Origin of the sequence: Paraburkholderia phytofirmans OLGA172, from assembly GCF_001634365.1 — a bacterium.
In the GTDB taxonomy this organism is placed as follows: domain Bacteria; phylum Pseudomonadota; class Gammaproteobacteria; order Burkholderiales; family Burkholderiaceae; genus Paraburkholderia.
On record NZ_CP014578.1, the window covers coordinates 2664340 to 2685084 of the forward strand.

Consider the following 20745-nt stretch of genomic DNA (forward strand, 5'->3'; position numbering starts at 1 on the left):
CAGGGTTTGCAGATTGCGCTTCTACCAGCCGAATTTGAGTTCCGCGCCGATGTAGTCGGAATTGCGGGCGCCCAATTCGCGCAGCGACGGTCCGATCTGAAAATGCACGGCCTCGAGCGCCGCGGCAAGATTCGCGGCGACGGCCCAGTCAGCGCGAAGCTGCGTATAGAACCCCGTCCAGCTGCTGCCGTGTCCCGCCGTGCCCGGCACGACCGCCGAGCCTTGCTGGTAGACCGCGTCAGCGGTGGTCTCGCGCCATTGCAGCCCCACGCCGGCCAGCAGCGTCAGCTTGCTGTCCGGTTTAAGGACGAGCGACGGCTTGACGTGAACCAGGTTCGAGTAGCCGGTATAGCCGGCCAGTGCAAAGTAATAGCCGTTCGGGAACAGCGGATTGAACGTACCGACGCGGCCGTCGCCCGGGTGGTTGTCGCCCGACGCGGCGTCGACCTGGATGCCGAGCCGGGGCATCCACGGCACGGACGTCAGCGTGTAGCCGGCGAGCGAGCCCACCGCCCACGCACCGATCGTCTTGCTGCCGACATGGCCCGATTGATACATGCCCTCCACGTCCCAGTCGATATGGTTGACTTTGCCGGAATAGCGCGCATCGAAGACGTCGCGATGCTCGTCGCCGACTGCGTCGAGAAAGTGCGCGTTGCTGCGGTTGTAGCGCGAGTAGTACGCCGACAAGTCACCCGGCCCGACGTTTTTGCGCTCCACGCGCACGCCGCTGAATGTCAGATCGCGATTGGAGACGTCGTCGAAATCCGAATTGTCGCGATACTGAACCGGTTGCGTCGCATAGGCGATCCAGCGCCATGGACCGGTTTCATAGTCGGCCCATAGCGCGTCGAATGCCTGACGCACGTTCGGGCCGTCGCGCACCGCGACGAAGCGCTGCAAGTCGAACGCCATTTCCTGCCGGCCGACGCGGAACCTGAAGGTGCCGGGTCCAAGCGGCTCGGTAATCGCGACGAACGCCTGGCGCAGATCCAGCGGATTTTTATCGACCGGCGTGACGTTGTCCTTGCCGTAGGGCCGCGCGTCTTCGAATTGCGTGAAGATCTGCACGTGAGGGCCGAGGTGGATATCCGCATGAACGTCCAGACGTTGCAGCAGGTACGTGTCGTCATGCCCCGAGCCGAGACCGAACAGCGGCGCATCGTTCATCTCCAGGCGCTCGCGCAGCACCACGCCGAGCGAGATGTACGCGTCGGGATTGCCGAACAGCGGAATGTACTTCAGCGAATCGAACGGCCGCTTCGGCACGCAAGGATTCGCCAATACCCCCCAGTTTTCCTGCCAGCGGTTGAACATGATTGCCGGCCGCACACACGATGCACTCGCCGGAGCCGCAGTCACGGCGGGATTGGCCGTGGTGGTATCGTCAGCTCCGCCGAGCGCCGTATCCGCCGCTGAAGCCGGCAGCGCGGCCGCGAGACCCGTGCTGATCAGCAAGGCGCGGGCGGCGCGCCGCACGGAAAGGCGCGGCGCGCGCCCGCGTGCCTTCAATGATCTCAATGGCTTCGTGACGTTTGCATCACTTGCCATCGTGCACTTCGGCAATGTAGCGGCCCGGGAATTCGAGCATGGCCGTCGTACCCGCTGCGCTGTGATACGGCGGGTAAAGCACCTTCGCGCCGGCCGCTTGTGCGCGCTCGATCGTCTGGGCGACATCGTCCACGCTATAACCGGTCGTTTCACCCCCGAACGGGACCGGCAGCTTGCCGTCCGTGACGAACACGACCATATGGCCGAAGCCCGAGTTGATGCGAATCACACGGATCGTCTCGCCCGGCCGGCCGATCACGCCGGCGTCCGCACGCGGGTTGTCCGACAGCACCTTGCCATGCGAGAAACGCAGCCACCGGCGCACGAAGTTGTCCGCTTCGTAGCGCGACACGTACACGCGGTTATCCGGCACGCTCTGCAACGGCGCATAGTTCGGCGCCTTGGTATGCCAATAGAGCTGCATCGTGACGCCGCCCGGCCATCGGATGATTGCATCCTTGCCGATCGGATCGTCGAACGGGTCGACGACAATGTCGGCGCCGGCCGCACGCGCGGCCTTCACCGCCTTGTCGATATCGGTGACCAGATACCCGGTTCGCTCATTGCCGAACGGATACGGAATCGCCGTTTCGAAGCCGAACACCGAGAGCATGCCGACCGGCGTTTGCACATATTGCGACGCCGTCTTGCTCGGCGTGGGCGTCACCGTGAAAACCGCACGTTGGGATGCCTTGCCGCCGAAGGTCGCGAGAAAGCTGTTGACGAACGCGTCGAGATCGGCCGAAGCCACATACACGTGAGTCGTGTCGTACTGCGCGCCGACCGATACGTCGGGGTATTTCGCGGCGGATGCGGCTGTTCCGTTCGACACCTCCGGCGGCCCGGCATCGGCGAATGCAGATGCGGATGCGGATGCGGATGCAACCGATGTCAATCCAATCAGTATCGCCGCGCAGAGCGATGCGAGTGGACGGGGCCGATGAAACGACTTGAACATGGCATTACCCACATGTATTAGCAAAGTTTGAATGGTCTGCCTCTGATCGAGGCGGTGTATGTTGTCTGGCGCACGTTTGCGCAGCCCGCGATCAGCGCGGGAACGGGGGCGTCGTGTCGAATCGACGATGCTCAGCCAGGCGAAGGACCTGCGCCTGCCACGTCAACTGCCCTGCTTCGTCGTGTCGGGCGCCACGGCCTTTTGCGCTGCAGCGCCCTTTCCCGGCCCAGCGACCTCAACCGTCGTCTGCGCGAATAACTGCGTTTTGACGACCGGGATGGCGTGCTCGCCCAACACCATGCCGAGCAATCCGGCCAGCGCAATCAGCGGCGGCGCCGGCGACTGCACCTTGAGTAGCCAATAGAGGAGGCCAACGCAAAAGCCCACCCCCAGAGAAATGATGTAGCCCATGCTATTCGTCCTTTCCAGAAACACCTGTTAATTGGGCCAGTCCGATCCCAGCACCAGTCCGCAGAAATTCAAGCGGCGATAGTTCGGGTCCCACCGGTCAAGGACGTCGGCATTCACCGTTCCGAACGTCGTCTCCGGCCGATGTTCCATGCCACGCGCATAGGCTTCGATGATCTTCCTCTTGAAGCCTGATTCGCGCGGATAAGCCTGTACGATTTCATCGCACTGCTGTGCGGTGAAATCGTCGTAGCGGGCGCCGCGAACATCCATCTGCACGCCGGCGCTGATCAGCGCGACCAGCGGCGACATATGTTCCGGAATGCCCGGTGTCGTGTGCAGCGCGATCGCCGTCCAGACTTCGTCGATCAAACGGTCGATGACGACGTGCCGCCGCAAAAAATCGCGCGCGGCATTCGCGCTGTCCACCTCGAACCGGTACGGCGACCGGTGATACTTCACGTTCAGCCCAACGTTGTGAAACATCGCAGCGACATAAAGCAGCTCGGCGTCGAATGTCAGGCTTTCGCGGTATCCGATCAGCGCACCGAACAGAAATGCTCGTAGCGAATGGTGAAAGATCAACTCTGACTCCGTGCCCCGGATCTGAGCGGTCGCCGCCTGAGCCATCACACCATCGGGAATCTCAATGCCGGCAATGGTTTTCTTCATGAGGGTCGGCATCATGGTCCTCGCTCGCGTGTTGGCACGAAGCTGTGGCGATCAGAATGCGAAACAGCTACAGCCCAAAGCGCCCCAGAAGCCGTTCGAATCGCTGACCGGCACATTTTTACGCCACGCCCAGCCGTGGGCATGGGCATGCACGCCGCACAGATTCACGCAGCCATCCACGCACGCCACCGCGGTCGGCTTGTAACGGCTGTAGCCGCCGAATTCCGCGACCGGCGACCACGACGGGCTGACCGGCAGATCAGGGGGGCCAAGCGGCGCGAATTCGTCGTCGGCATACACGACCTTGCCGCCCACCACCGTCATCGCGGAGGTCAGGAACTTGATGCGGCTTTCGTCGACGGTGAAGTAGTCCTCGCTGAGTACCGCGAAGTCCGCGAACTGGCCGGGCACCAGCGCGCCTTTGCGGTCGTCCTCGTTCGAGAACCATGCGCTGCCTACCGTGTAGCGGCGCAACGCTTCCATCCGGTCAAGACGGTTCTCGCTGGCATACATCGCCGTGCCGCCAACAGTCTTGCCCGACACCATCCAGTACAGTGAAACGAACGGATTGAAGCTCGCGACGCGCGTGGCGTCCGTCCCCGCGCCGACGGGCAATCCGGCATCGAGCATGTGACGGATGGGCGGGGTGCGCTTGACCGCCTCTTCGCCATATCGCTGAATGAAGTATTCGCCCTGAAACGCCATCCGATGCTGGATCGCGATGCCGCCGCCGAGCGCGCGCACCCGCTCGATGTTCTTCTGCGCGATGGTCTCGCAATGGTCGAAGAACCAGCGCAGCCCGTTGAAGGGGATCTCGGCGTTCACACGCTCGAAGACGTTCAGGAAACGCTCGATCGATTCGTTGTACGTGGCGTGTAGCCGGAACGGCCAGCGGTTCGCCACCAGCAGTTTGACGACCGCTTCCAGTTCGTCTTCCAGCGTATCCGGCAGGTCCGGGCGCGGCTCGAGAAAATCTTCGAAGTCCGCTGCCGAGAACACCAGCATTTCACCGGCGCCATTGACGCGCAGAAAATCGTCACCGTCGCCGGGTTGGGTCACCTTCACCCACTTCGCGAAATCTTCGATTTCCTTCCTGGCATTCTGCGTGAACAGGTTGTACGCGATACGTACGGTCAGCTCGTTGCGCTTCGCGAGATCCATGATGATCGCGTAGTCGTCCGGATAGGCCTGGTAGCCGCCGCCCGCGTCGATCGCGCTCGTCACGCCGAGACGGTTCAGTTCGCGCATGAAGTGCAGCGTGGAATTGCGCTGATCTTCCGGTGCGAGCTTCGGCCCTTTGGCGAGCGTCGCGTACAGGATGCCGGCGTTCGGCCGCGCAATCAGCATGCCGGTCGGGTTGCCACGCTTATCGCGCTGGATCTCGCCGCCGGGCGGATTGGGCGTGTCTTTGGTATAACCGACCGCGCGCAGCGCCGCTGCGTTCAGGAGCGCGCTGTCGTACAGATGCAAAATGAACACCGGCGTGTCCGGCGCAATCGCATTGACTTCTTCGAGCGTCGGCCCTCGGCCCTCGGCGAACTGGAATTCGTTCCAGCCGCCCACCACGCGCACCCATTGCGGCGCCGGCGTGCGCGCCACCTGCTTCTTCAGCATGTCGAGCGCGTCCGCGAGCGACGGCACGCCGTCCCAACGCAACTCCATGTTGAAGTTCAGCCCGCCTCGAATGATGTGCAGGTGGGAATCGTTCAGACCGGGGATGACCGTGCGCCCCTTGAGGTCAACCTGCCGCGTCGTGTGGTTCACGTGACGCATCACAGCTTCGCGAGATCCCGAAGCGACGATACGGCCGTTCGCGACGGCAAGCGCATCGGCAAATGAACGCTTGTCGTCCTGCGTAGCGATCTTGCCGTTGAAGAACACGACGTCGGCCGGCGTCGGCTCGGGAGTATTGGAATTCATGGTGGTCCTCATAGGGAGCGCTCCGCTTCTCACGCGCGGAGCGATTCGTGGGAAGCGGGCGCTCGGCGACTATTTACTTCTTCGCAGGCACTGGCGCCAGAACCTCGTGCGACCCTGCCGCGCGCTGCGGAGCCTTGTGCACCATGGTGTAGGCATAGTCGATGCCCATTCCGTACGCACCCGAATGCTCTTTGGCAATCGCCATAACTGCGTCGTAAGTCTCTCTGTGCGCCCAATCGCGTTGCCATTCGAGCAACACCTGTTGCCAGGTCATCGGAACCACGCCGGCCTGGATCATGCGCTGCATTGCATAATCGTGGGCCTCCTTCGACGTGCCGCCCGACGCGTCGGCGACCATATAGATTTCGTAGTCGCCTTCGTCCATCGCGCATAGCGCAAACGTGTTGTTGCAAACCTCGGTCCACAGACCTGCCACCACCACTTTTTTCCGGCCATTGGCAGCCAGCGAGTCACGAACCTTCTGGTCGTCCCACGAATTCATGGACGAGCGTTCGAGCACTTTGTGCCCCGGAAACACGTCCAGCAGCTCGGGGTAGGTGTATCCCGAGAAACTTTCGGATTCCACTGTCGTAATGGTGGTAGGAATGTTAAACACCCGCGCTGCCTTCGCGAGTCCTACTACGTTGTTCTTCAATACCTGACGGTCGATGGACTGGACCCCGAAAGCCATTTGCGGCTGGTGGTCGATGAAAATGATCTGCGAGTTTGCCGGTGTCAGGACTTCAAGTTTCGGATTTGCCATGGCTTTGTACATCCTAAGGAAATTAGTGAACACGGGAAGTCATGTCGCACTCGCCCTGAGTGCGAGAAAAACTAGCGCCCAGTCTATCCACCACTTTTCGCCGAGTCCTTGGCAAAGCCCTTAATAGTTCTTAAACAAAATGACGGCCGGACAGTCGCGACTGATCGCGACGCGATCCATATGGCCGGCTCAGAACATTTCACATTTTCTGCAGGACTTTATGTGCGCTGCATTCGTACACTTCAATCAGCCGGCGTGGGCGCGCCGCCGTTCAGCCTTCGGATGAGGTGTGAAGCCGTGCTTCGAGAAACTGAACGAGCGAGCGCACTTTGCCGGAGTGACGGCGATTGGGCAGATAGGCGGCGTAGACGACTGCGTCGCCTTGACGAGGGCTCGCATCGAAGTTGCAGGTGAGTTGCTAGCCGGGTTGGCTGAAGCCGTTAGTAGAAGCCCTTCTCGCCTTCCGGCCGGGTCTTGAAGCGCTTGTGCACCCAGTAGTACTGCTCTGGAATGTGCGGAATTTCTGCTTCGAGCCACTCATTCATCCGGCGCGCGTCGGCATAGTCGTCGCCGCTCGGATAGTTTTCCCATGGCTTGAAAACCTTGAGGCGATACCCTTTGTAGCCCGGCAGCACCTCGCCGATAAACGGCACCACTTGCGCATTACCCGTCCTGGCAAGACGACCGGTTGCCGTGAGTGTGCATGCCGGCACGCCAAAAAACGACACGAACATGGAGTTACGCTTTCCGTAGTCCATGTCCGCACCGAGCATCACGGGCTTGCGATCGCGCAGCCAGCGCAACACGATCCGAGCGCTGTCGGCACGGCTTGCCATGTGCGAACCGAAGCGTCCGCGCGCTTCAATGGCGACCTTATCCAGCAGCGGATTCGAGATCGGCTGATACAGCGCGCCACATTGCCGCTGCAACGCGTAGTTGATAAAAATCGAACCCGCCTCGATACCGACAAAATGCGCGCCCAACAATAGCGTCGGCGGCATATCGGGATCAAGGAGATCGATCTCGCTCTCGATCTGCACCAGCTTTTCGAGCTTCGCCGCCGAGCCGAACCATTGAACGCTCCGTTCGACGTAGCTGCGAATAACATGGCGGAAATGCTGCCCCGCCACTTCATTACGGCGGGCTGCATCCCATTGCGGAAAGCACAGACGCAAATTGATGTGGACCACCCGCTTGCGCCTGCTCGGAATCTGGTACAGGAGCCAACCGAGGCCGTCGCCAAAGCGGGCAACAAGGCCGTACGGGAGGATTGCCAGGAACTTCAAAAACCCGATAGCGAGGTGGGTACTCAGACGCGTAAGCATGAGATCGTTTCTCTGTGAAAACTGCTAACGAAGCGAGGCGCCAATACCTGCGCCCAACCCTGCTTTCAACGCAGGGAAAACAATCCCGCTAATATCCCACAAAAGAGTAGCCACTTCGCAAAATAGTATGTCGGCCGATACCATGCCTTCGACTTCTTGCCGACCTTGCGAATGGCGTTGCAGGACTAACTTTTCTTAAGACGGCGGCGTGCCGACGCCAGCGCGGCCGTGAACCGCGCCGCGGCATCCGCGTCCCTTTGTGGAGTGAACCTGAATCGTTCCAGACGCGGCTCATGCGCGTCGGTTCGCCGGCGTTCGCGAAAACCATGTAACACGGTAGCGTCCCGCACCGCCGATCACGATCGTGCCGAACAGGATCAGCAGCATCCACGCGAACTGCGCCTGATCGAGCGTCCACTCGGGATGCACCAGCGTGAGCGCCATCAGCGAGATCACGATGATCGGCAACGCGGCAAGCCGGGTCGCGATGCCCGCAATCATCAGCACGGGGCACAGCACCTCGGCGAAGATCGCAAAGCTGAGCGTCAACGTCTTGCCAAGATGCAGCGGGTCTTCGATCGCCGCCAGTTGACTCGTGTAGTGCATGGCCTTCGGCAGGCCGTGCACGATCAGCACCAGCACGCTGGCCGCGACACGCAGGAAAAGCAGCGCGGCGTCGGCCGTGCGCGACGGTACCGGCGCCAGTTCGGAATCGAGGCGGTTCATCAAGGCTTCCTTTATAGCAAGGCTGCCGGGTCACAACGCCGGCAGCATCAATCTTCCTGGCCTTTATCGGCTTCGCTGCGCCTCAAGCTTACGACTCGATGAATGCAAGAAGATCGGCATTGACGCGATCCGCTTCCGTCGTGCACATGCCGTGAGGTGCGCCTGGGTAGACCTTGAGCGTGGCGTTCCTGACGATTTGCGCGGACTTACGCCCGGCGTCGTCCAACGGCACGATCTGATCGTCGTCGCCATGCAGGATCAGCGTCGGCACATCGATCTTCTTGAGATCTGGCGTGTAGTCGACCTCGGAGAACTGCTTGATGCACTCGTACTGACCGAGCACCGAGCCCATCATCCCTTCGCGCCAGAATTCGTCGATCACGCCTTGCTGGACTTTTGCATTGGGCCGGTTATAGCCGTAGAAAGGCACCGCGAGGTCCTTGAAAAACTGCGACCGATTGTTTGCGGTATTGGTCCGAATATCGTCGAAGACCGACATGGGCAGCCCCGTCGGATTGGCCTCGGTCTTCAGCATGATCGGCGGCACCGCACCGATAAGGACCATTTTGGCGACACGTTTTGTTCCATGGCGCCCCACGTAGTGCGCGATTTCTCCACCACCCGTTGAATGGCCGACGAGGGTTGCGCCCTTGAGATCGAGCGCCTCGATGACGGCAGCCAGATCATCCGCGTAGGTGTCCATGTCGTTACCGTGCGCGGTTTGGCTCGAACGGCCGTGGCCCCGGCGATCGTGAGCGATCACGCGATAACCTTTCTGCACCTGAAACAGCATTTGCGCGTCCCAGGCATCGGCATCGAGCGGCCAGCCGTGGGAGAACACGATCGGGTGGCCCGAGCCCCAATCCTTGTAGAAAATCTGTGCGCCGTCCCTGGTAGTAACGAAGTTCATGGCTCGTGCTCCTGGATGTGCAAGATGATTGCCGGTTTTGCTGCCCGCTGCAGTGCTTGCGGCATTGGAAACAGCAGGGACGACCGCCGCCGCAAGCGCGCCGGTTTCGGACCGACGCGGCATCCCGACTGGTCAGCAGATTAGGGGGATGAAGCGCTAAAAGTCCTGACGGCAGTCTTAAATGTTCTTAAACGTAACCCCGCATACCGCATGCCTTACGCGGTATGCGCCGGGTGTGGCGGGAAGCGATCGCCTACTACGTCGGGAAATTCGATCCGACGATTTCGAGGGAGTGGGAAGGCAGGAAGATGCAGATGAATGCGCGGCGCACGCAAATCCGAGCGTGATTTGCCGTCGATGCGACTGACGCAAGATGAAGGCCGCAAAAATGGCGACGTAGATTCCAAAAACAAAAAAGCCGTTCCGAATTTTGCATTCTGGAACGGCTCTTCAGCTACAACGTTTTGAATCTACTGAATTCTTTGGGGTGGCTGATGGGGCTCGAACCCACGACAACAGGAATCACAATCCTGGACTCTACCAACTGAGCTACAGCCACCACTGACATCTGCTTGACTTGCTAAGCAACTCATTGCTGAGAAACTTGGCTCGCCGATGAAGAAACGAGATTATACGAACAAGAATTCCGTTTGCCTAGTCCTTTATTCAAAAATTTCGACGGGCTCACGCAGATGCTGTCTTGCCTCGTCGAAGATGCTCAGATCGCGCGCCGCCAGGCGCTTGCTATCGGACAACACGCGACGCCATCCACGTGCGCCTGCCTCACCGCGGTAGAGGCCGAGCGCATGACGCGTGATCGCACCAAGGTACGTGCCGCGCGCCATTTCAGCCGCGCAATATTCGATCAGCTTCGCCTCGACCTGCTCGCGCGTGAGCGGCGCATCCGTCGAGCCGTAGAAGCGTGCATCGACATCGGCCAGCACATAAGGGTTGTGATAGGCCTCGCGCCCGAGCATCACGCCATCGACGTGCTGAAGATGCGCCTCCACCTCATCAAGCGTCTTGATGCCGCCATTGATGATGATCTCCAGATGCGGGAAGTCACGCTTCAACTGATACGCGTAGTCGTATTTGAGCGGCGGAATCTCGCGGTTCTCTTTCGGGCTCAAGCCCTTGAGAATCGCATTGCGCGCGTGCACCACGAACACACTGCAGCCGGCGTTCGCGATCGTGCCGACGAAGTCGCGCACAAAGCCATATTCCTCGACCGCATCGACGCCGATCCGGTGCTTGACCGTTACCGGTACCGACACGGCATCGCGCATTGCCTTCACGCAATCGGCGACGAGTTGCGGCTCGTTCATCAGGCAAGCGCCGAACGCACCACGCTGCACGCGCTCAGACGGGCAGCCGCAGTTCAGATTGATCTCGTCATAGCCCCATTGCTCACCGAGCCTCGCCGCACGCGCGAGATCGTCAGGCTCGCTGCCGCCGAGTTGCAAGGCAACCGGCGCTTCTTCGGGCGTAAACGCCAGATGGCGCGGCACGTCGCCGTGCAGCAGCGCGCCGGTGGTGACCATTTCGGTGTAGAGCCACGTATGGCGCGATATCACGCGATGCAGCGAGCGGCAGTGGCGATCGGTCCAGTCCATCATCGGAGCGACAGAAATGCGGCGCGGACTGGGAGTTTGAGCTGAAGACATGGGGCGGCCAGACGGCTTGAATCAAACCGCAATTTTACCGCAAGTGGCGAAATGCCCCTGAAACGCCGAAGACGGGCCAGATATTCCCCACAACCGCGCCGATAAACCGCCCTGCCAAGCGGGTCTTTGAGCGGCGAAAACGCTTGGCCAACAGGGTCAGACCGCCGCTGACGCCTGTCGCATAACCCTCTGAGCGATTATTGCGGCAGCCAGAACAGTAAATTCAAATTATCGGTACAAATTTTTGATAGTAGGTGTATACACTGCACTCCATCGACGTTGCAGATACATCCCATCGGCCCCTGCGACGCCTTCCTGAAATGAAATCGAAACGTTATCGGAGTCACACCATGAAGACCAAGCTTATCGCCGCCCTGCTGGTTGCTGTTTCTGCCTCGATCGCTGCTCCCGCATTCGCTAGCGGCTACGGCCCTGCACCCTACTATAGTCCGTCGGTCGGCGCACCGGCTTCGCAACAGGGCCAGAACGCGCAAACCGTCGCGGCCGAGCGCGCTAACACTGAATCCAATTCGTTCGGCGGCACGAAGAACGTGTCGACGCAATCGGGTACGCGTGAGCCGGTTTCGGGCCCGCAATCGGTTTTCTTCGGCCACTAATCTGTCGCCGTTGCAGGCTGCCGTTCACAAGACGGCAACCGAACTGGGCGCCGCGCATGCAGCAACGCATGCCGGCGCCCAGTTCCATTTTCAGTCCCATTACATCGCGGCGGCGCCCGCAGCATCAAGCCCCGCGTAGCCTTAATTGAATGCGCTTGCCGGCTCGCGTGCTTGTGGCTAGACGGCGAGGCCGGCATCGATCGTTTCGCGCGCCACCCTGAAGCCTGCCTGAGCAGCGGCATGCTCGGTAGACCATAGGGTGTCGATGTGCACGAGGCGCCAGTCGACCACCACCGCCTCGTTGCGCAACACCCTGAAGTGCGCTTTGACGCCGGTGAGCACCTGTTCGACCGCGACTTCGATGTCGTAGTCCTGATAGCGCTCCCGGTAGTCGCCCATGTCGAGGCCTTTCGGCTCCATGATCGCCTCCCTATGGCTTCCCTGATGGCTTCGGTACCCGTATGAAATTCCGCGGCCATGCCTCTCCGCCGGGCCGTCGTCGCGGCTCGGAGCATGCATCGGCCGGCCCTCGTCCGACGATCAGTCGCAATCGCCAGACAGGTACTGCCGGCCGTTACAGGTGATTTCGACGTCGCCGCCGCTAGCTTCGGCGGCCAGCCCGTTCGCCAGCAACTCCGCCGTGACGGATTGCGCAAACTTCGGCATGGGCTGTCCGACGCCGACTTCGTTCAGGCGCCGCAGTGCTTCAACCGCTTCCGGACTTAATGACTTCGACATGGCCGTCTCCGTCGTGATGCTGAATTTATCGTAGCAAGTTTCGCGGCAGCACGCAGGGACGCGTCGACGCATGGGCATTGTGCACCGTCTGGATGCCCGCCGGCGCCGCCAACGCCGCCAACGCGAAATAGCGTCGGCACGCGTGGCGGTGCGAACGGCACAGCGGGGGCTTACAGACGCGCGATCGACACCTCCGTCGACTTCACCAGGGCGACTACCTCCGAGCCGACCTTCAAGTCGAGTTCGTCGACCGAGCGCGTGGTGATCACCGAGGTGACAATGCCGAACGGCGTGTCCACGTCGACCTCGGATACCACCGGCCCACGGATGATTTCCTTGACCTTGCCTTTGAACTGATTGCGTACGTTGATTGCGGAAATGCCCATATCGAGTGGCTCCAGAAAAGCGGTTGAAAAAAGTCGGTCAAGGGATGTCAGACGGCCCAGCGGACGTCTGTCGGCCGCCTGAGGCGGCCCTCGTTACGTGCGTCGTAAGCGCGAAAGGACCGCGCGCCGTCGTTCGGCGCCGTCTTCAGTACGCGTTGCAACACATGTTCTTCCAGCGCGGCAAAACCGGCCGATGCACGCGCCCGGGGGCGTGCAAGCGGCACCGGCTGATCGAGTGCGATGCGCCCTTCTTCGATCAGCAGAATCCGCTCGCCTAGCGCGACGGCTTCATGCACGTCGTGCGTCACCAGCAGCGCGGTAAATCGATGTTCGCGCCACAGGCGTTCGATCAGCGCGTGCATTTCGATACGCGTCAACGCGTCGAGCGCGCCGAGCGGTTCGTCCAGCAGCAGCAATTGCGGCCGATGCACCAGCGCACGCGCCAGCGCCACACGCTGACGCTGGCCGCCGGAGAGCTGTGCGGGCCAGTCGTTGGCGCGCTCCAGCAAGCCGACTTCCGCGAGCACGGCGCGCGCATCTTCACGCGCGCTGCGGCCGAGGCCGAGCATCACGTTTTGCAGCACGCTCTTCCAGGGCAGGAGCCGCGCGTCCTGAAACATGATGCGAGTGTCGAGCGGCCGACCGTCTTCGGCGCGCTTTTCGAGCACGCCCGACGTGGTCTTTTCCAGGCCGGCGACCAGCCGCAGCAAGGTCGATTTCCCGCAGCCGCTGCGGCCGACAATGGCCACGAAGCTGCCGCGCTCGATCGACACATCAAAATCGGACAACACCTTGCGCTCGCCGTACTGCTTACCGACACCGCGCAACTCGACCGCATGATCGGCGGACCGGCGTGCGTCGTTGCGCGCCGATGCCCCCGCCGCCGAGGGCACTCCGCTCACGACGCCCACGCTGCCCACGCTGCCCACGCGATGGTAATCGTGCGCCTGATCCGCACGGTCGAAGCCAGCCGCCTCATCGGCGTCGTGATCGACGGTGCGCGGTTGCGCCAGTTCGGCTTCGAGATCGCTGCCGGCGATGCCGCCGAACGACGCCGACAATGTCGTTGCGCTCATGCTTTCGCTCCCCGTTGATACGCCGGATGCCAACGCAGCGACACGCGCTCGAGACGCTTGGCCAGCAAGTCGGCGAGTTTGCCGAGCGCCGCGTAGAGCAGGATGCCGACCACCACCACATCGGTTTGCAGGAATTCGCGCGCGTTCATCGTCATGTAGCCGATGCCAGACTGCGCGGAGATGGTTTCAGCAACGATCAGCGTGACCCACATCAGCCCGAACGCGAAACGCACGCCGACCAGAATCGACGGCAACGCACCCGGCAGGATCACGTGGCGGTAAAGGGCGAAACCCTTCACGCCGTAACTCCGCGCCATTTCAATCAGATTGGCATCGACCGAGCGGATGCCGTGGAACGTGTTCGCGTAGATCGGAAAAAACACGCCCAGCGCGACGAGAAACACCCTCGCCTCTTCCTCGATACCGAACCACAGGATCACGAGCGGGATCATCGCCAGCGCGGGAATGTTGCGGATCATCTGCACGGTCGAGTCGAGCGCGATTTCGGCGAATTTGAAGAGACCCGTCGCAAGGCCGAGCACGAATCCGATGCCACCGCCGATCGCAAAGCCCGATACCGCGCGCCACGTGCTGACCTTCACGTCCGCCCACATTTCGCCGGACTGGATCAGCGACCATGCGGCCTTCACGACCGCGAGCGGTTCGGGCAGCACGCGCGTCGAGAGAATGCCGTTACGCGCCGCGAACTCCCACACCAGCAGAATCGCCAGCGGCACGAGCCACGGCGCCAGATGCGCGCCGATGCGGCGTGATACGGTGAAACTCGCGGTGAAACTGGCTGTGAAACTCGCGGCAAGACTAGCGCCTGAACACGCACCTGCATTCACGTCTGCATGCAAGTCCGCATTGGCGTCCGCACGCGTGCCTTCGCTCGGACCTCGTTCCGCACTCGCAGTGGCTTGAGCCATGACGATTTCCTTATTGCTTAACTGTTGGGCGTAGTGACAGAACCGCGCAAAAGCGCTCAGCTCGAACTCGTCGCCTTCGGCAAATAGTCGTTGCCGACGATCTCGCCGAACGGACCCGACAGCGGACCGCCGGAGGTCTTCATTCGACGGCCCGGCAGCAGCGGAAACACCAGTTCGGCGAAGCGATACGATTCTTCGAGATTCGGATAGCCGGACAGGATGAACGTCTCGATGCCGAGCGCCGCGTATTCTTTCATCAGCGCCGCCACCTGCTCGGGATTGCCGACCAGCGCCGTCCCCGCGCCACCGCGCACGAGACCCACGCCCGCCCACAGATGCGGATACACCTCGAGTTCCGCGCGGCTGCCACGCTTGCCGCCGTGCAACGCGGCCATGCGGCGCTGTCCCACGGAATCCATCTTCGAGAACGAAGCCTGCGCACGGGCAATGGTTTCGTCGTCGAGCTTGCTGATCAGCTTGTCCGCGGCGGCCCATGCTTCTTCTTCGGTCTCGCGCACGATGACGTGCAGGCGAATGCCGAACTTGATCTTGCGGCCACGCGCTTCGGCACGGGCGCGAATGTCGGCGATCTTCTTCGCGACGGCCGCGGGCGGCTCGCCCCACGTCAGATACGTGTCGATGTGATCGGCCGCGATGTCGTGCGCAGCCGCCGACGAACCGCCGAACCACAACGGCGGATGCGGGTTCTGCACCGGCGGATACAGCGCCTTGCCGCCCTTCGAGGTCAGATGCTTGCCGCTGAAGTCGATCGCGTCGTTGGTATGCGCGGCGCTCAGCAGCTTGCGCCAGATCTGCAGGAATTCGTCGGTGATTTCATAGCGTATGTCGTGATCGACGAACACGCCGTCGCCTTCGAGTTCAGCCGGACTGCCACCGGTCACGACGTTAATCAGCAGACGTCCATTCGACAGCCGGTCGAAGGTCGCCGCCATGCGCGCCGCGAGGCCCGGCGACGAAATGCCCGGACGGATCGCCACCAGAAACTTCAGACGTTTGGTCGCGCCAATCAGGCTCGACGCGACGACCCATGCGTCTTCGCACGAACGGCCGGTCGGCAGCAGCACGCCCTCGTAACCGAGCGTATCGGCGGCGACGGCGATTTGCTGGAAGTAGTCGTAGTCCGCTGCGCGTGCGCCTTGGGACGTGCCGAGATAGCGGCTGTCGCCGTGCGTCGGAATGAACCAGAACACATTCATTTGCTGCTCCTGCTTGTTCGAAACCGGATTGAATGGGGACGTGTGCAACGATGGTGCGTCGAGTGAAAGCGCACACGCCGGCCGCGCACCGCTGGCCGCGCGCATCCATCCGGCACACAGCCGGAGATGCAAGCGCAAAATTATGGAAATACTGCGGTGAGGCGCGGATTAGCTCCGACAGCGCATCCACATATGCGTGCGCGCCATGGAGCAGTTGAAGATCGGCATCAGGCAGGACATCGCGACGGCTTCCCTCGACCAAACGTGCGCGTGATGCGCTCGATTAAACAGGCGACGGCGGCAAACACCGTCTGTATGGAGAAGCAGTCTATGGACCGGGGACCGGCTTTTGAACGATTTTTTTTAGCTTAGGTTTTCCACTTTCGTGATTAGCCCGACGCTGAAGCATACGGATGTTGCGCGGTATTGCACCTTCCCCACGCTGGAAGCGGGTGGCCCCTATATATAATGGCGCCACGTTTCCAATAATCCGGTGCAGGCCGCGCGAACCGCGCCGCCTGAGCTCTCGCGGTGCAATGCATGCAAAAACTCATCCTGCCGTTCGTCGCCGGTTTTCTGGCTTCCCTGTTCTTTCATGAATCGACTCTGGCGCTGCTGCACGCAGCCGGTTTGATCGACCCAACCGGTTTTTCGACCGCGCCCTTTTTGCCGCTCGGGCTGCCCGAGTTCATTGCGAACGCAATCTGGAGCGCGTGCTGGGCGGTGCTGATGGCGTGGCTGTTGCGCGTGGCGCCTGGGCGGCGCGCGCCGTGGGTGCCCGCCTTTGTATTCGGCGGCATTGCGTTGACGGCGGCAAGCGTGTTCGTGGTCGATCCGCTGCGCGGCATCTGGCCAAGCGGCAACATGCTGCCGCGCCTCGCGCTGGGTTTCGCGGCGAACGCGATGTGGGGCTGGGGCGCGCTGGTGTTCATGCGCGCATTCATGGCGAGCGAAGACGAGGACTGAGCGTCAAGCCCGCAGATCGCGCAACGGGTGTTCGTTGGCCGGCCACGGGCTTTCGAACATCTTCGCCACATCGGCGGCGCTCACGTCTTCAATGCGCGCAAAACGCCAGCGCGGCGCGTTGTCCTTGTCGATGATGCGCGCGCGAATCCCTTCGACCGTGTCGCCTTGCGCGAAGCTCGTGCGCGTCAGATCGAGATCGCAGCGCAACACATCCGCCATCGAGCCCTCGGCGCGCGTCACCACTTCCAGCGACACGGCCATCGACAAGGGCGAACGTTCGCGCAACACGGCAATCGTCTGCTCTGCCCAATCGGCGGCCTCGCCGCCAAGCTCACGTTCCTGTTCCAGCGAAGCGAGAATCTGCGCCATGTCGGGCAACGCGAAATGCCGGTCGATCAACGCACGTGTGTTCGCGAGCAACGAAGCATCGGGTGCCGGCACGACCTGATGCGCGGCCGTCTCGCGCTCGACGCACGCCACCACGTCTGCGCCACGTTCGAACCGTTCAGTGCGCAGCGTATCGACTAGCGCGGGCAATGCCGCGTCGTCGATATAGGCGTCGGCGAGGCCTGCGTAGAGCGCATCGGCTGCGCCGATCGTTTCGCCGGTGACCGCCAGATAGCGGCCGAGCGCGCCGGGTGTGCGCGCCAGAAACCAGCCCGCACCGACATCGGGAAAGAGTCCGATGCGGGTTTCGGGCATCGCCATCTTCGTCGAGTGAGTCGCCACACGCAGGCCGCCGGTGCGATGCGCGCCCTGCGAAATCCCCATGCCGCCGCCCATCACGACGCCGTTCATCAACGCGATGTACGGCTTCGGGTAGGTGAAGATCGCGTGATTGAGCCGGTATTCCTCGGTGAAAAACGTATCGCGCGCATCATGCTCGCCGCGCTGCGCGGACTCATACAGAAAGCGGATATCGCCGCCCGCGCAGAACGCACGCGGATGCGCGCTGCGCACCACCACGGCGAGCACGTCGGGATTTTCGCGCCACTGGTCGAGCGCCGCATGCATCGCGCGAATCATGCCGGTCGACAGCGCGTTGAGCGCCTTCGGCCTTTCCAGTTCGATGAAACCGATGCGGTTGGCTATGTAAGTCGCGACTTCGTCGCTGACGGCGGGCGAGGTGGAAATGGACATGGAGAGCTAAGCGCGATGGCGCGAAATGAAACGGAACTGAACGTTATCACGCACTCGCGGCTTTGGGCTTGGCCGCGGGTTTGGTGTCCGCGTTGGTTTCCGCTCCGATAGCCGGTTTGGTGCCCGGCTCGACATGCGGTTCAACCGACGTTTCAGCAGACTTTTTTTTCCGCGCCCGGGAAGCGCTCGTGACGCCTCGCGGCTGCCCGGCGTTTTGCGTACCCAGCCAGGCATCGAGCGCGACACCCACCACCGTATCCAGCGGCGCGCTCGGAAACACGGGACACGTGAGGTTGAGCGCGACGATGCCGTGCAGAGTCGCCCAGAACGCCTCCGCCCAAACGGTCACGTCCATCGATGCGGACAAGCGCCCCGCCGCTTTCAACTCTTCGAGCGCGCAGAGCATGATGTGCAACGCGGCTTCGCCGGAGTCGTCGTCCGGTTTCGCCGGCGCGAGGCTCGCCTTTTCTGACACGGGGGGACCCGCGGCCGGTGTTCCTGCCGCCGTGATCTCCGATGCTTCGCCCACCGCATCTGCACCTGCACCTGCACCTGCACCTGCACCTGCACCTGCACCTGCACCCGCATCTGCATCTGCATCTGCATCTGCATCTGCATCTGCATCTGCATCTGCATCTGCATCTGCATCTGCATCTGCACCTGCACCTGCACCCGCACCTGCACCTGCACCCGCACCTGCACCTGCATCTGCATCCATGACAGCAGCCCCTGACACAGCCGCCCTCGACGCAGCCGCCACGCCGCCCAGCGCCGCGCCCGTGTAGCTCGGGTCTTCCATGAAGATCAGCCGGTAGGTTTCCGGATGCGCGACACCGAACGCCACATAAGCCCGCCCGAGCGCCCTCAAGCGCTCAGCCGGATCGGCGATCTGCGCAAGCGGCACGAACGTCTCCAGCAATTGCGCATAGCCTTCCGCGCACAGCGCCTGGGCGATCTCATCGCGGCTCGCAAAGTGAAGGTACAGCGTGGCGGGCGAATACTCGATGGCGTCGGCAATCTTGCGCATTGATAGCGAGGCAAAGCCTTCGCGCATCACAATGCGCCGCGCTGCGTCGAGGATGCGCTCGCGCAGCGCCTGTTTCTGACGGTTTTTTCGTTCGACGATTCCCATGACAGACATTTTCGGGTTGACAAACTGAAAAGTCAAATTAAACTGAACACTGTTCACTGAACGGTGTTCACTAAATTCTCATTGATCAACCAACACATCAATCAACACATCGATCGGCCAACATCCCCCAGGCGCGATACGGCGCCGTCTTCAGGAGTCGTCATGCAAGCCACAGGAAAAGTGGGTTTATTCGGTGCCGCGGGCGCGGCAGGGCAAAGTATTGCGGCGGCTCTCGGCGCGGCGGGCCGGGATTACCGGGTGGTCGGCCGCTCGCGCGCGCCGCTCGAGGCGGCTTTCGGCCACGATCCGCATGCGGAAATCGTCATGTGGAATCCAGACGATCCGGCTTCGATCAGCGCTGCGGCAGCCGGTTTGCAAACCGTGATCTATCTGGTGGGCGTGCCCTACGATCAGTTCGCCGCGCATCCGCCGCTCATGGAAAGAACCCTCGCCGGGGTAACGGCGGCGGGCGTCGAGCGCTTCATTCTGATCGGCACTGTGTATCCGTACGGCCGCGCACGCGGCAATCCGATTAGCGAAAATCATCCGCGCGAGCCCCATACGTTCAAAGGCAAGATGCGGCTCGCGCAGGAAAAACTGGTGCTGGCGGCACACGGGCACGCCAGCGGATCGACCCGCCTGTCGACGCTGGTGCTGCGCCTGCCGGATTTCTACGGCCCCGGCATCGAACGCAGTCTGCTGAATGGCGTGTTCGAGGGCGCGGCGCACGGCAAACGCGCGCAGGTGATCGGGCCGGTGGATGTGCCGCACGAATTCATCTACCTGCCGGATATCGGACCGGTGGTCGAGAAGCTCACACGCACACCCGACGCATACGGCCGGTGGTGGCACCTGGCCGGCACGGGCACGATCACGCAGCGCGAAGTGGCGAGACAGACCTATGCGCTGGCGGGCCGCGGGCCGAAGCTGATGGTGGCCGGCAAGACCATGCTGCGCATGCTCGGCCTTTTCAATCCGCTGATGCGGGAACTGGTGGAGATGAATTACCTGATGACCGAGCCGGTTGTGCTTGACGACTCCGCATTGACGAAGCTAATCGGCCCGATCGCAAAAACCTCGTACGAGGACGGTATCCGCCATGCTTTCGACGCAGCGCGCGAGGCAGCATCGGCGAATGCAAACACGCACCGGAGCGCCGCGAAAACAGCCTGACTGTGGACAGCTATCGCAAGCGAGAGTATTGGCAGCGCGCCACCCACGTATCAGCGAATGAGCCGGATCAGCCCGCAACGTTGCCTGGTGGGAAATGGCCGCTCTTGAGCAGCACGGGCGTGCCGTTGCTGATCTGCAAATGCTCGCGCGCAACGGCCTCGATGTGCGGACGCCCGGCATCGAACGCGCGCATCCAGCCTTCGAGATCCTCTGAGTACGCGCCGAAGTGATCCTCGAGCGCCCCGACCGAAATCGCACACGGCACCGGTTCGCCGTCCACGAGCGCGGGAAACACCACCGTCAGATTTGAGTCGCGGTAAGCAGGCGCATCCGCGGGAAACCGAATTTCCATGGTCGCCTCATCAGAAGTATCCGGCAGGAAAAGCACACCAGTGAGAACCGCCCGCCCCCGGACATGCCCGTTATGGTACTCGCGCGGCTGGACCGCGGTCCAGCCCCCTTCGCCCTCCTGCC

The 20745-nt window shown here is 62.0% G+C and carries 23 protein-coding genes, 1 tRNA gene and 1 pseudogene; 4 read left to right on the plus strand and 21 right to left on the minus strand.

Translation table 11 applies throughout. From position 1 onward, the window contains the following. Positions 1 to 21: 21 nt before the first annotated feature. The 10 genes and pseudogenes from AYM40_RS11580 to AYM40_RS11620 all read right to left on the minus strand — a co-directional run bounded on the left by AYM40_RS11580 (position 22) and on the right by AYM40_RS11620 (position 9233). Positions 22 to 1551: an alginate export family protein gene (locus AYM40_RS11580; protein ID WP_063496349.1), complete on the minus strand. Its 1530-nt coding sequence runs from the start codon at positions 1549 to 1551 to the stop codon at positions 22 to 24. Then, a complete protein-coding gene (locus AYM40_RS11585; RefSeq protein WP_063496350.1) occupies positions 1541 to 2509 on the minus strand; it encodes a VOC family protein in 969 nt (322 codons plus the stop codon). The genes AYM40_RS11580 and AYM40_RS11585 overlap by 11 nt, the downstream gene beginning before the upstream one ends. Before the next feature lie 162 nt (positions 2510 to 2671). After that, positions 2672 to 2920, minus strand: a complete 249-nt coding sequence (locus AYM40_RS11590; RefSeq protein ID WP_063496351.1) for a DUF1427 family protein — start codon at positions 2918 to 2920, stop codon at positions 2672 to 2674. Between the two features lie 27 nt (positions 2921 to 2947). Further along, positions 2948 to 3589, minus strand: coding sequence for an HD domain-containing protein (locus AYM40_RS11595; RefSeq protein ID WP_063497967.1), 642 nt, complete (start codon positions 3587 to 3589; stop codon positions 2948 to 2950). 51 nt (positions 3590 to 3640) lie between these two features. Beyond that, complete coding sequence (locus AYM40_RS11600; RefSeq protein WP_063496352.1) at positions 3641 to 5509, minus strand: amidohydrolase; 1869 nt, start codon at positions 5507 to 5509, stop codon at positions 3641 to 3643. 73 nt (positions 5510 to 5582) lie between these two features. Continuing rightward, positions 5583 to 6272, minus strand: a complete 690-nt coding sequence (locus AYM40_RS11605) for a hydrolase (RefSeq protein ID WP_063496353.1) — start codon at positions 6270 to 6272, stop codon at positions 5583 to 5585. 271 nt (positions 6273 to 6543) lie between these two features. Then, positions 6544 to 6678, minus strand: a pseudogene (locus AYM40_RS42400) (LysR family transcriptional regulator); the annotation flags it as partial. Positions 6679 to 6712: 34 nt separating this feature from the next. Further along, the gene (locus AYM40_RS11610; RefSeq protein WP_063496354.1) at positions 6713 to 7597 is read right to left on the minus strand and encodes a lipid A biosynthesis lauroyl acyltransferase; all 885 of its coding nucleotides are present in this window, start codon (positions 7595 to 7597) and stop codon (positions 6713 to 6715) included. A gap of 291 nt (positions 7598 to 7888) precedes the next feature. Next, positions 7889 to 8323, minus strand: a complete 435-nt coding sequence (locus AYM40_RS11615) for a DoxX family protein (protein ID WP_063496355.1) — start codon at positions 8321 to 8323, stop codon at positions 7889 to 7891. Positions 8324 to 8411: 88 nt separating this feature from the next. Further along, complete coding sequence (locus tag AYM40_RS11620) at positions 8412 to 9233, minus strand: alpha/beta fold hydrolase (protein ID WP_063496356.1); 822 nt, start codon at positions 9231 to 9233, stop codon at positions 8412 to 8414. Positions 9234 to 9551: 318 nt separating this feature from the next. Between AYM40_RS11620 and AYM40_RS41380 the strand changes: the two genes are divergently transcribed. Then, positions 9552 to 9701, plus strand: coding sequence for a hypothetical protein (locus AYM40_RS41380; RefSeq protein ID WP_158515276.1), 150 nt, complete (start codon positions 9552 to 9554; stop codon positions 9699 to 9701). A 15-nt stretch (positions 9702 to 9716) separates the two neighbouring features. Here the strand turns inward: AYM40_RS41380 and AYM40_RS11625 are convergent. Then, a tRNA-His gene (locus AYM40_RS11625) sits at positions 9717 to 9792 on the minus strand. 103 nt (positions 9793 to 9895) lie between these two features. Then, a complete protein-coding gene (dusA, locus tag AYM40_RS11630; RefSeq protein ID WP_063496357.1) occupies positions 9896 to 10897 on the minus strand; it encodes a tRNA dihydrouridine(20/20a) synthase DusA in 1002 nt (333 codons plus the stop codon). 350 nt (positions 10898 to 11247) lie between these two features. Here dusA and AYM40_RS11635 point away from each other — a divergent pair, with 350 nt between their 5' ends. Then, positions 11248 to 11514 (plus strand): hypothetical protein, encoded by a 267-nt coding sequence (locus tag AYM40_RS11635; RefSeq protein ID WP_063496358.1) that lies wholly within the window; start codon positions 11248 to 11250, stop codon positions 11512 to 11514. Between the two features lie 177 nt (positions 11515 to 11691). Here the strand turns inward: AYM40_RS11635 and AYM40_RS11640 are convergent, their stop codons facing one another. From AYM40_RS11640 to ssuD, 6 genes are all read right to left on the minus strand, one after another. Next, the gene (locus AYM40_RS11640; protein WP_063496359.1) at positions 11692 to 11934 is read right to left on the minus strand and encodes a DUF6566 family protein; all 243 of its coding nucleotides are present in this window, start codon (positions 11932 to 11934) and stop codon (positions 11692 to 11694) included. A 120-nt stretch (positions 11935 to 12054) separates the two neighbouring features. After that, the gene (locus AYM40_RS11645) at positions 12055 to 12252 is read right to left on the minus strand and encodes a hypothetical protein (RefSeq protein WP_063496360.1); all 198 of its coding nucleotides are present in this window, start codon (positions 12250 to 12252) and stop codon (positions 12055 to 12057) included. 170 nt (positions 12253 to 12422) lie between these two features. Continuing rightward, entirely contained in the window at positions 12423 to 12638 is a 216-nt protein-coding gene (locus AYM40_RS11650) for a TOBE domain-containing protein (RefSeq protein WP_063496361.1), read from the minus strand. A gap of 47 nt (positions 12639 to 12685) precedes the next feature. Next, positions 12686 to 13714, minus strand: coding sequence for an ATP-binding cassette domain-containing protein (locus AYM40_RS11655; protein WP_063496362.1), 1029 nt, complete (start codon positions 13712 to 13714; stop codon positions 12686 to 12688). Further along, the gene (ssuC, locus tag AYM40_RS11660; protein WP_236720821.1) at positions 13711 to 14643 is read right to left on the minus strand and encodes an aliphatic sulfonate ABC transporter permease SsuC; all 933 of its coding nucleotides are present in this window, start codon (positions 14641 to 14643) and stop codon (positions 13711 to 13713) included. Before ssuC ends, AYM40_RS11655 begins: the two co-directional genes overlap by 4 nt. Positions 14644 to 14699: 56 nt before the next feature. Beyond that, positions 14700 to 15860 carry an FMNH2-dependent alkanesulfonate monooxygenase gene (gene ssuD / locus AYM40_RS11665; RefSeq protein ID WP_063497969.1) on the minus strand — a complete coding sequence of 387 codons (1161 nt, stop codon included), beginning with the start codon at positions 15858 to 15860 and terminating at the stop codon, positions 14700 to 14702. A gap of 540 nt (positions 15861 to 16400) precedes the next feature. On the opposite strand from ssuD, the gene AYM40_RS11670 reads away from it, so the two are divergent. Continuing rightward, the gene (locus AYM40_RS11670) at positions 16401 to 16826 is read left to right on the plus strand and encodes a hypothetical protein (RefSeq protein ID WP_063496363.1); all 426 of its coding nucleotides are present in this window, start codon (positions 16401 to 16403) and stop codon (positions 16824 to 16826) included. Positions 16827 to 16829: 3 nt separating this feature from the next. Here AYM40_RS11670 and AYM40_RS11675 read toward each other — a convergent pair whose 3' ends face one another. Further along, positions 16830 to 17966 (minus strand): enoyl-CoA hydratase/isomerase family protein, encoded by a 1137-nt coding sequence (locus tag AYM40_RS11675; protein ID WP_063496364.1) that lies wholly within the window; start codon positions 17964 to 17966, stop codon positions 16830 to 16832. A gap of 46 nt (positions 17967 to 18012) precedes the next feature. Continuing rightward, positions 18013 to 19098 (minus strand): TetR/AcrR family transcriptional regulator, encoded by a 1086-nt coding sequence (locus tag AYM40_RS42405; RefSeq protein ID WP_236720822.1) that lies wholly within the window; start codon positions 19096 to 19098, stop codon positions 18013 to 18015. 162 nt (positions 19099 to 19260) lie between these two features. Between AYM40_RS42405 and AYM40_RS11685 the strand changes: the two genes are divergently transcribed. Continuing rightward, a complete protein-coding gene (locus AYM40_RS11685) occupies positions 19261 to 20271 on the plus strand; it encodes an NAD-dependent epimerase/dehydratase family protein (RefSeq protein ID WP_063496365.1) in 1011 nt (336 codons plus the stop codon). 67 nt (positions 20272 to 20338) lie between these two features. Here AYM40_RS11685 and AYM40_RS11690 read toward each other — a convergent pair whose 3' ends face one another. Next, positions 20339 to 20623 (minus strand): DUF1488 domain-containing protein, encoded by a 285-nt coding sequence (locus tag AYM40_RS11690; protein WP_063496366.1) that lies wholly within the window; start codon positions 20621 to 20623, stop codon positions 20339 to 20341. Positions 20624 to 20745 lie beyond the last annotated feature (122 nt).

Bases quoted from the DNA above. Each gene is read 5' to 3' on its own strand.
- AYM40_RS11580 (WP_063496349.1), bottom strand. From the start codon at position 1,551: ATGGCAAGTGATGCAAACGTCACGAAGCCATTGAGATCATTGAAGGCA.
- AYM40_RS11585 (WP_063496350.1), bottom strand. From the start codon at position 2,509: ATGTTCAAGTCGTTTCATCGGCCCCGTCCACTCGCATCGCTCTGCGCG.
- AYM40_RS11590 (WP_063496351.1), bottom strand. From the start codon at position 2,920: ATGGGCTACATCATTTCTCTGGGGGTGGGCTTTTGCGTTGGCCTCCTC.
- AYM40_RS11595 (WP_063497967.1), bottom strand. From the start codon at position 3,589: ATGAAGAAAACCATTGCCGGCATTGAGATTCCCGATGGTGTGATGGCT.
- AYM40_RS11600 (WP_063496352.1), bottom strand. From the start codon at position 5,509: ATGAATTCCAATACTCCCGAGCCGACGCCGGCCGACGTCGTGTTCTTC.
- AYM40_RS11605 (WP_063496353.1), bottom strand. From the start codon at position 6,272: ATGGCAAATCCGAAACTTGAAGTCCTGACACCGGCAAACTCGCAGATC.
- AYM40_RS11610 (WP_063496354.1), bottom strand. From the start codon at position 7,597: ATGCTTACGCGTCTGAGTACCCACCTCGCTATCGGGTTTTTGAAGTTC.
- AYM40_RS11615 (WP_063496355.1), bottom strand. From the start codon at position 8,323: ATGAACCGCCTCGATTCCGAACTGGCGCCGGTACCGTCGCGCACGGCC.
- AYM40_RS11620 (WP_063496356.1), bottom strand. From the start codon at position 9,233: ATGAACTTCGTTACTACCAGGGACGGCGCACAGATTTTCTACAAGGAT.
- AYM40_RS41380 (WP_158515276.1), top strand. From the start codon at position 9,552: ATGCGCGGCGCACGCAAATCCGAGCGTGATTTGCCGTCGATGCGACTG.
- dusA (WP_063496357.1), bottom strand. From the start codon at position 10,897: ATGTCTTCAGCTCAAACTCCCAGTCCGCGCCGCATTTCTGTCGCTCCG.
- AYM40_RS11635 (WP_063496358.1), top strand. From the start codon at position 11,248: ATGAAGACCAAGCTTATCGCCGCCCTGCTGGTTGCTGTTTCTGCCTCG.
- AYM40_RS11640 (WP_063496359.1), bottom strand. From the start codon at position 11,934: ATGGAGCCGAAAGGCCTCGACATGGGCGACTACCGGGAGCGCTATCAG.
- AYM40_RS11645 (WP_063496360.1), bottom strand. From the start codon at position 12,252: ATGTCGAAGTCATTAAGTCCGGAAGCGGTTGAAGCACTGCGGCGCCTG.
- AYM40_RS11650 (WP_063496361.1), bottom strand. From the start codon at position 12,638: ATGGGCATTTCCGCAATCAACGTACGCAATCAGTTCAAAGGCAAGGTC.
- AYM40_RS11655 (WP_063496362.1), bottom strand. From the start codon at position 13,714: ATGAGCGCAACGACATTGTCGGCGTCGTTCGGCGGCATCGCCGGCAGC.
- ssuC (WP_236720821.1), bottom strand. From the start codon at position 14,643: ATGGCTCAAGCCACTGCGAGTGCGGAACGAGGTCCGAGCGAAGGCACG.
- ssuD (WP_063497969.1), bottom strand. From the start codon at position 15,860: ATGAATGTGTTCTGGTTCATTCCGACGCACGGCGACAGCCGCTATCTC.
- AYM40_RS11670 (WP_063496363.1), top strand. From the start codon at position 16,401: ATGCAAAAACTCATCCTGCCGTTCGTCGCCGGTTTTCTGGCTTCCCTG.
- AYM40_RS11675 (WP_063496364.1), bottom strand. From the start codon at position 17,966: ATGTCCATTTCCACCTCGCCCGCCGTCAGCGACGAAGTCGCGACTTAC.
- AYM40_RS42405 (WP_236720822.1), bottom strand. From the start codon at position 19,098: ATGGGAATCGTCGAACGAAAAAACCGTCAGAAACAGGCGCTGCGCGAG.
- AYM40_RS11685 (WP_063496365.1), top strand. From the start codon at position 19,261: ATGCAAGCCACAGGAAAAGTGGGTTTATTCGGTGCCGCGGGCGCGGCA.
- AYM40_RS11690 (WP_063496366.1), bottom strand. From the start codon at position 20,623: ATGGAAATTCGGTTTCCCGCGGATGCGCCTGCTTACCGCGACTCAAAT.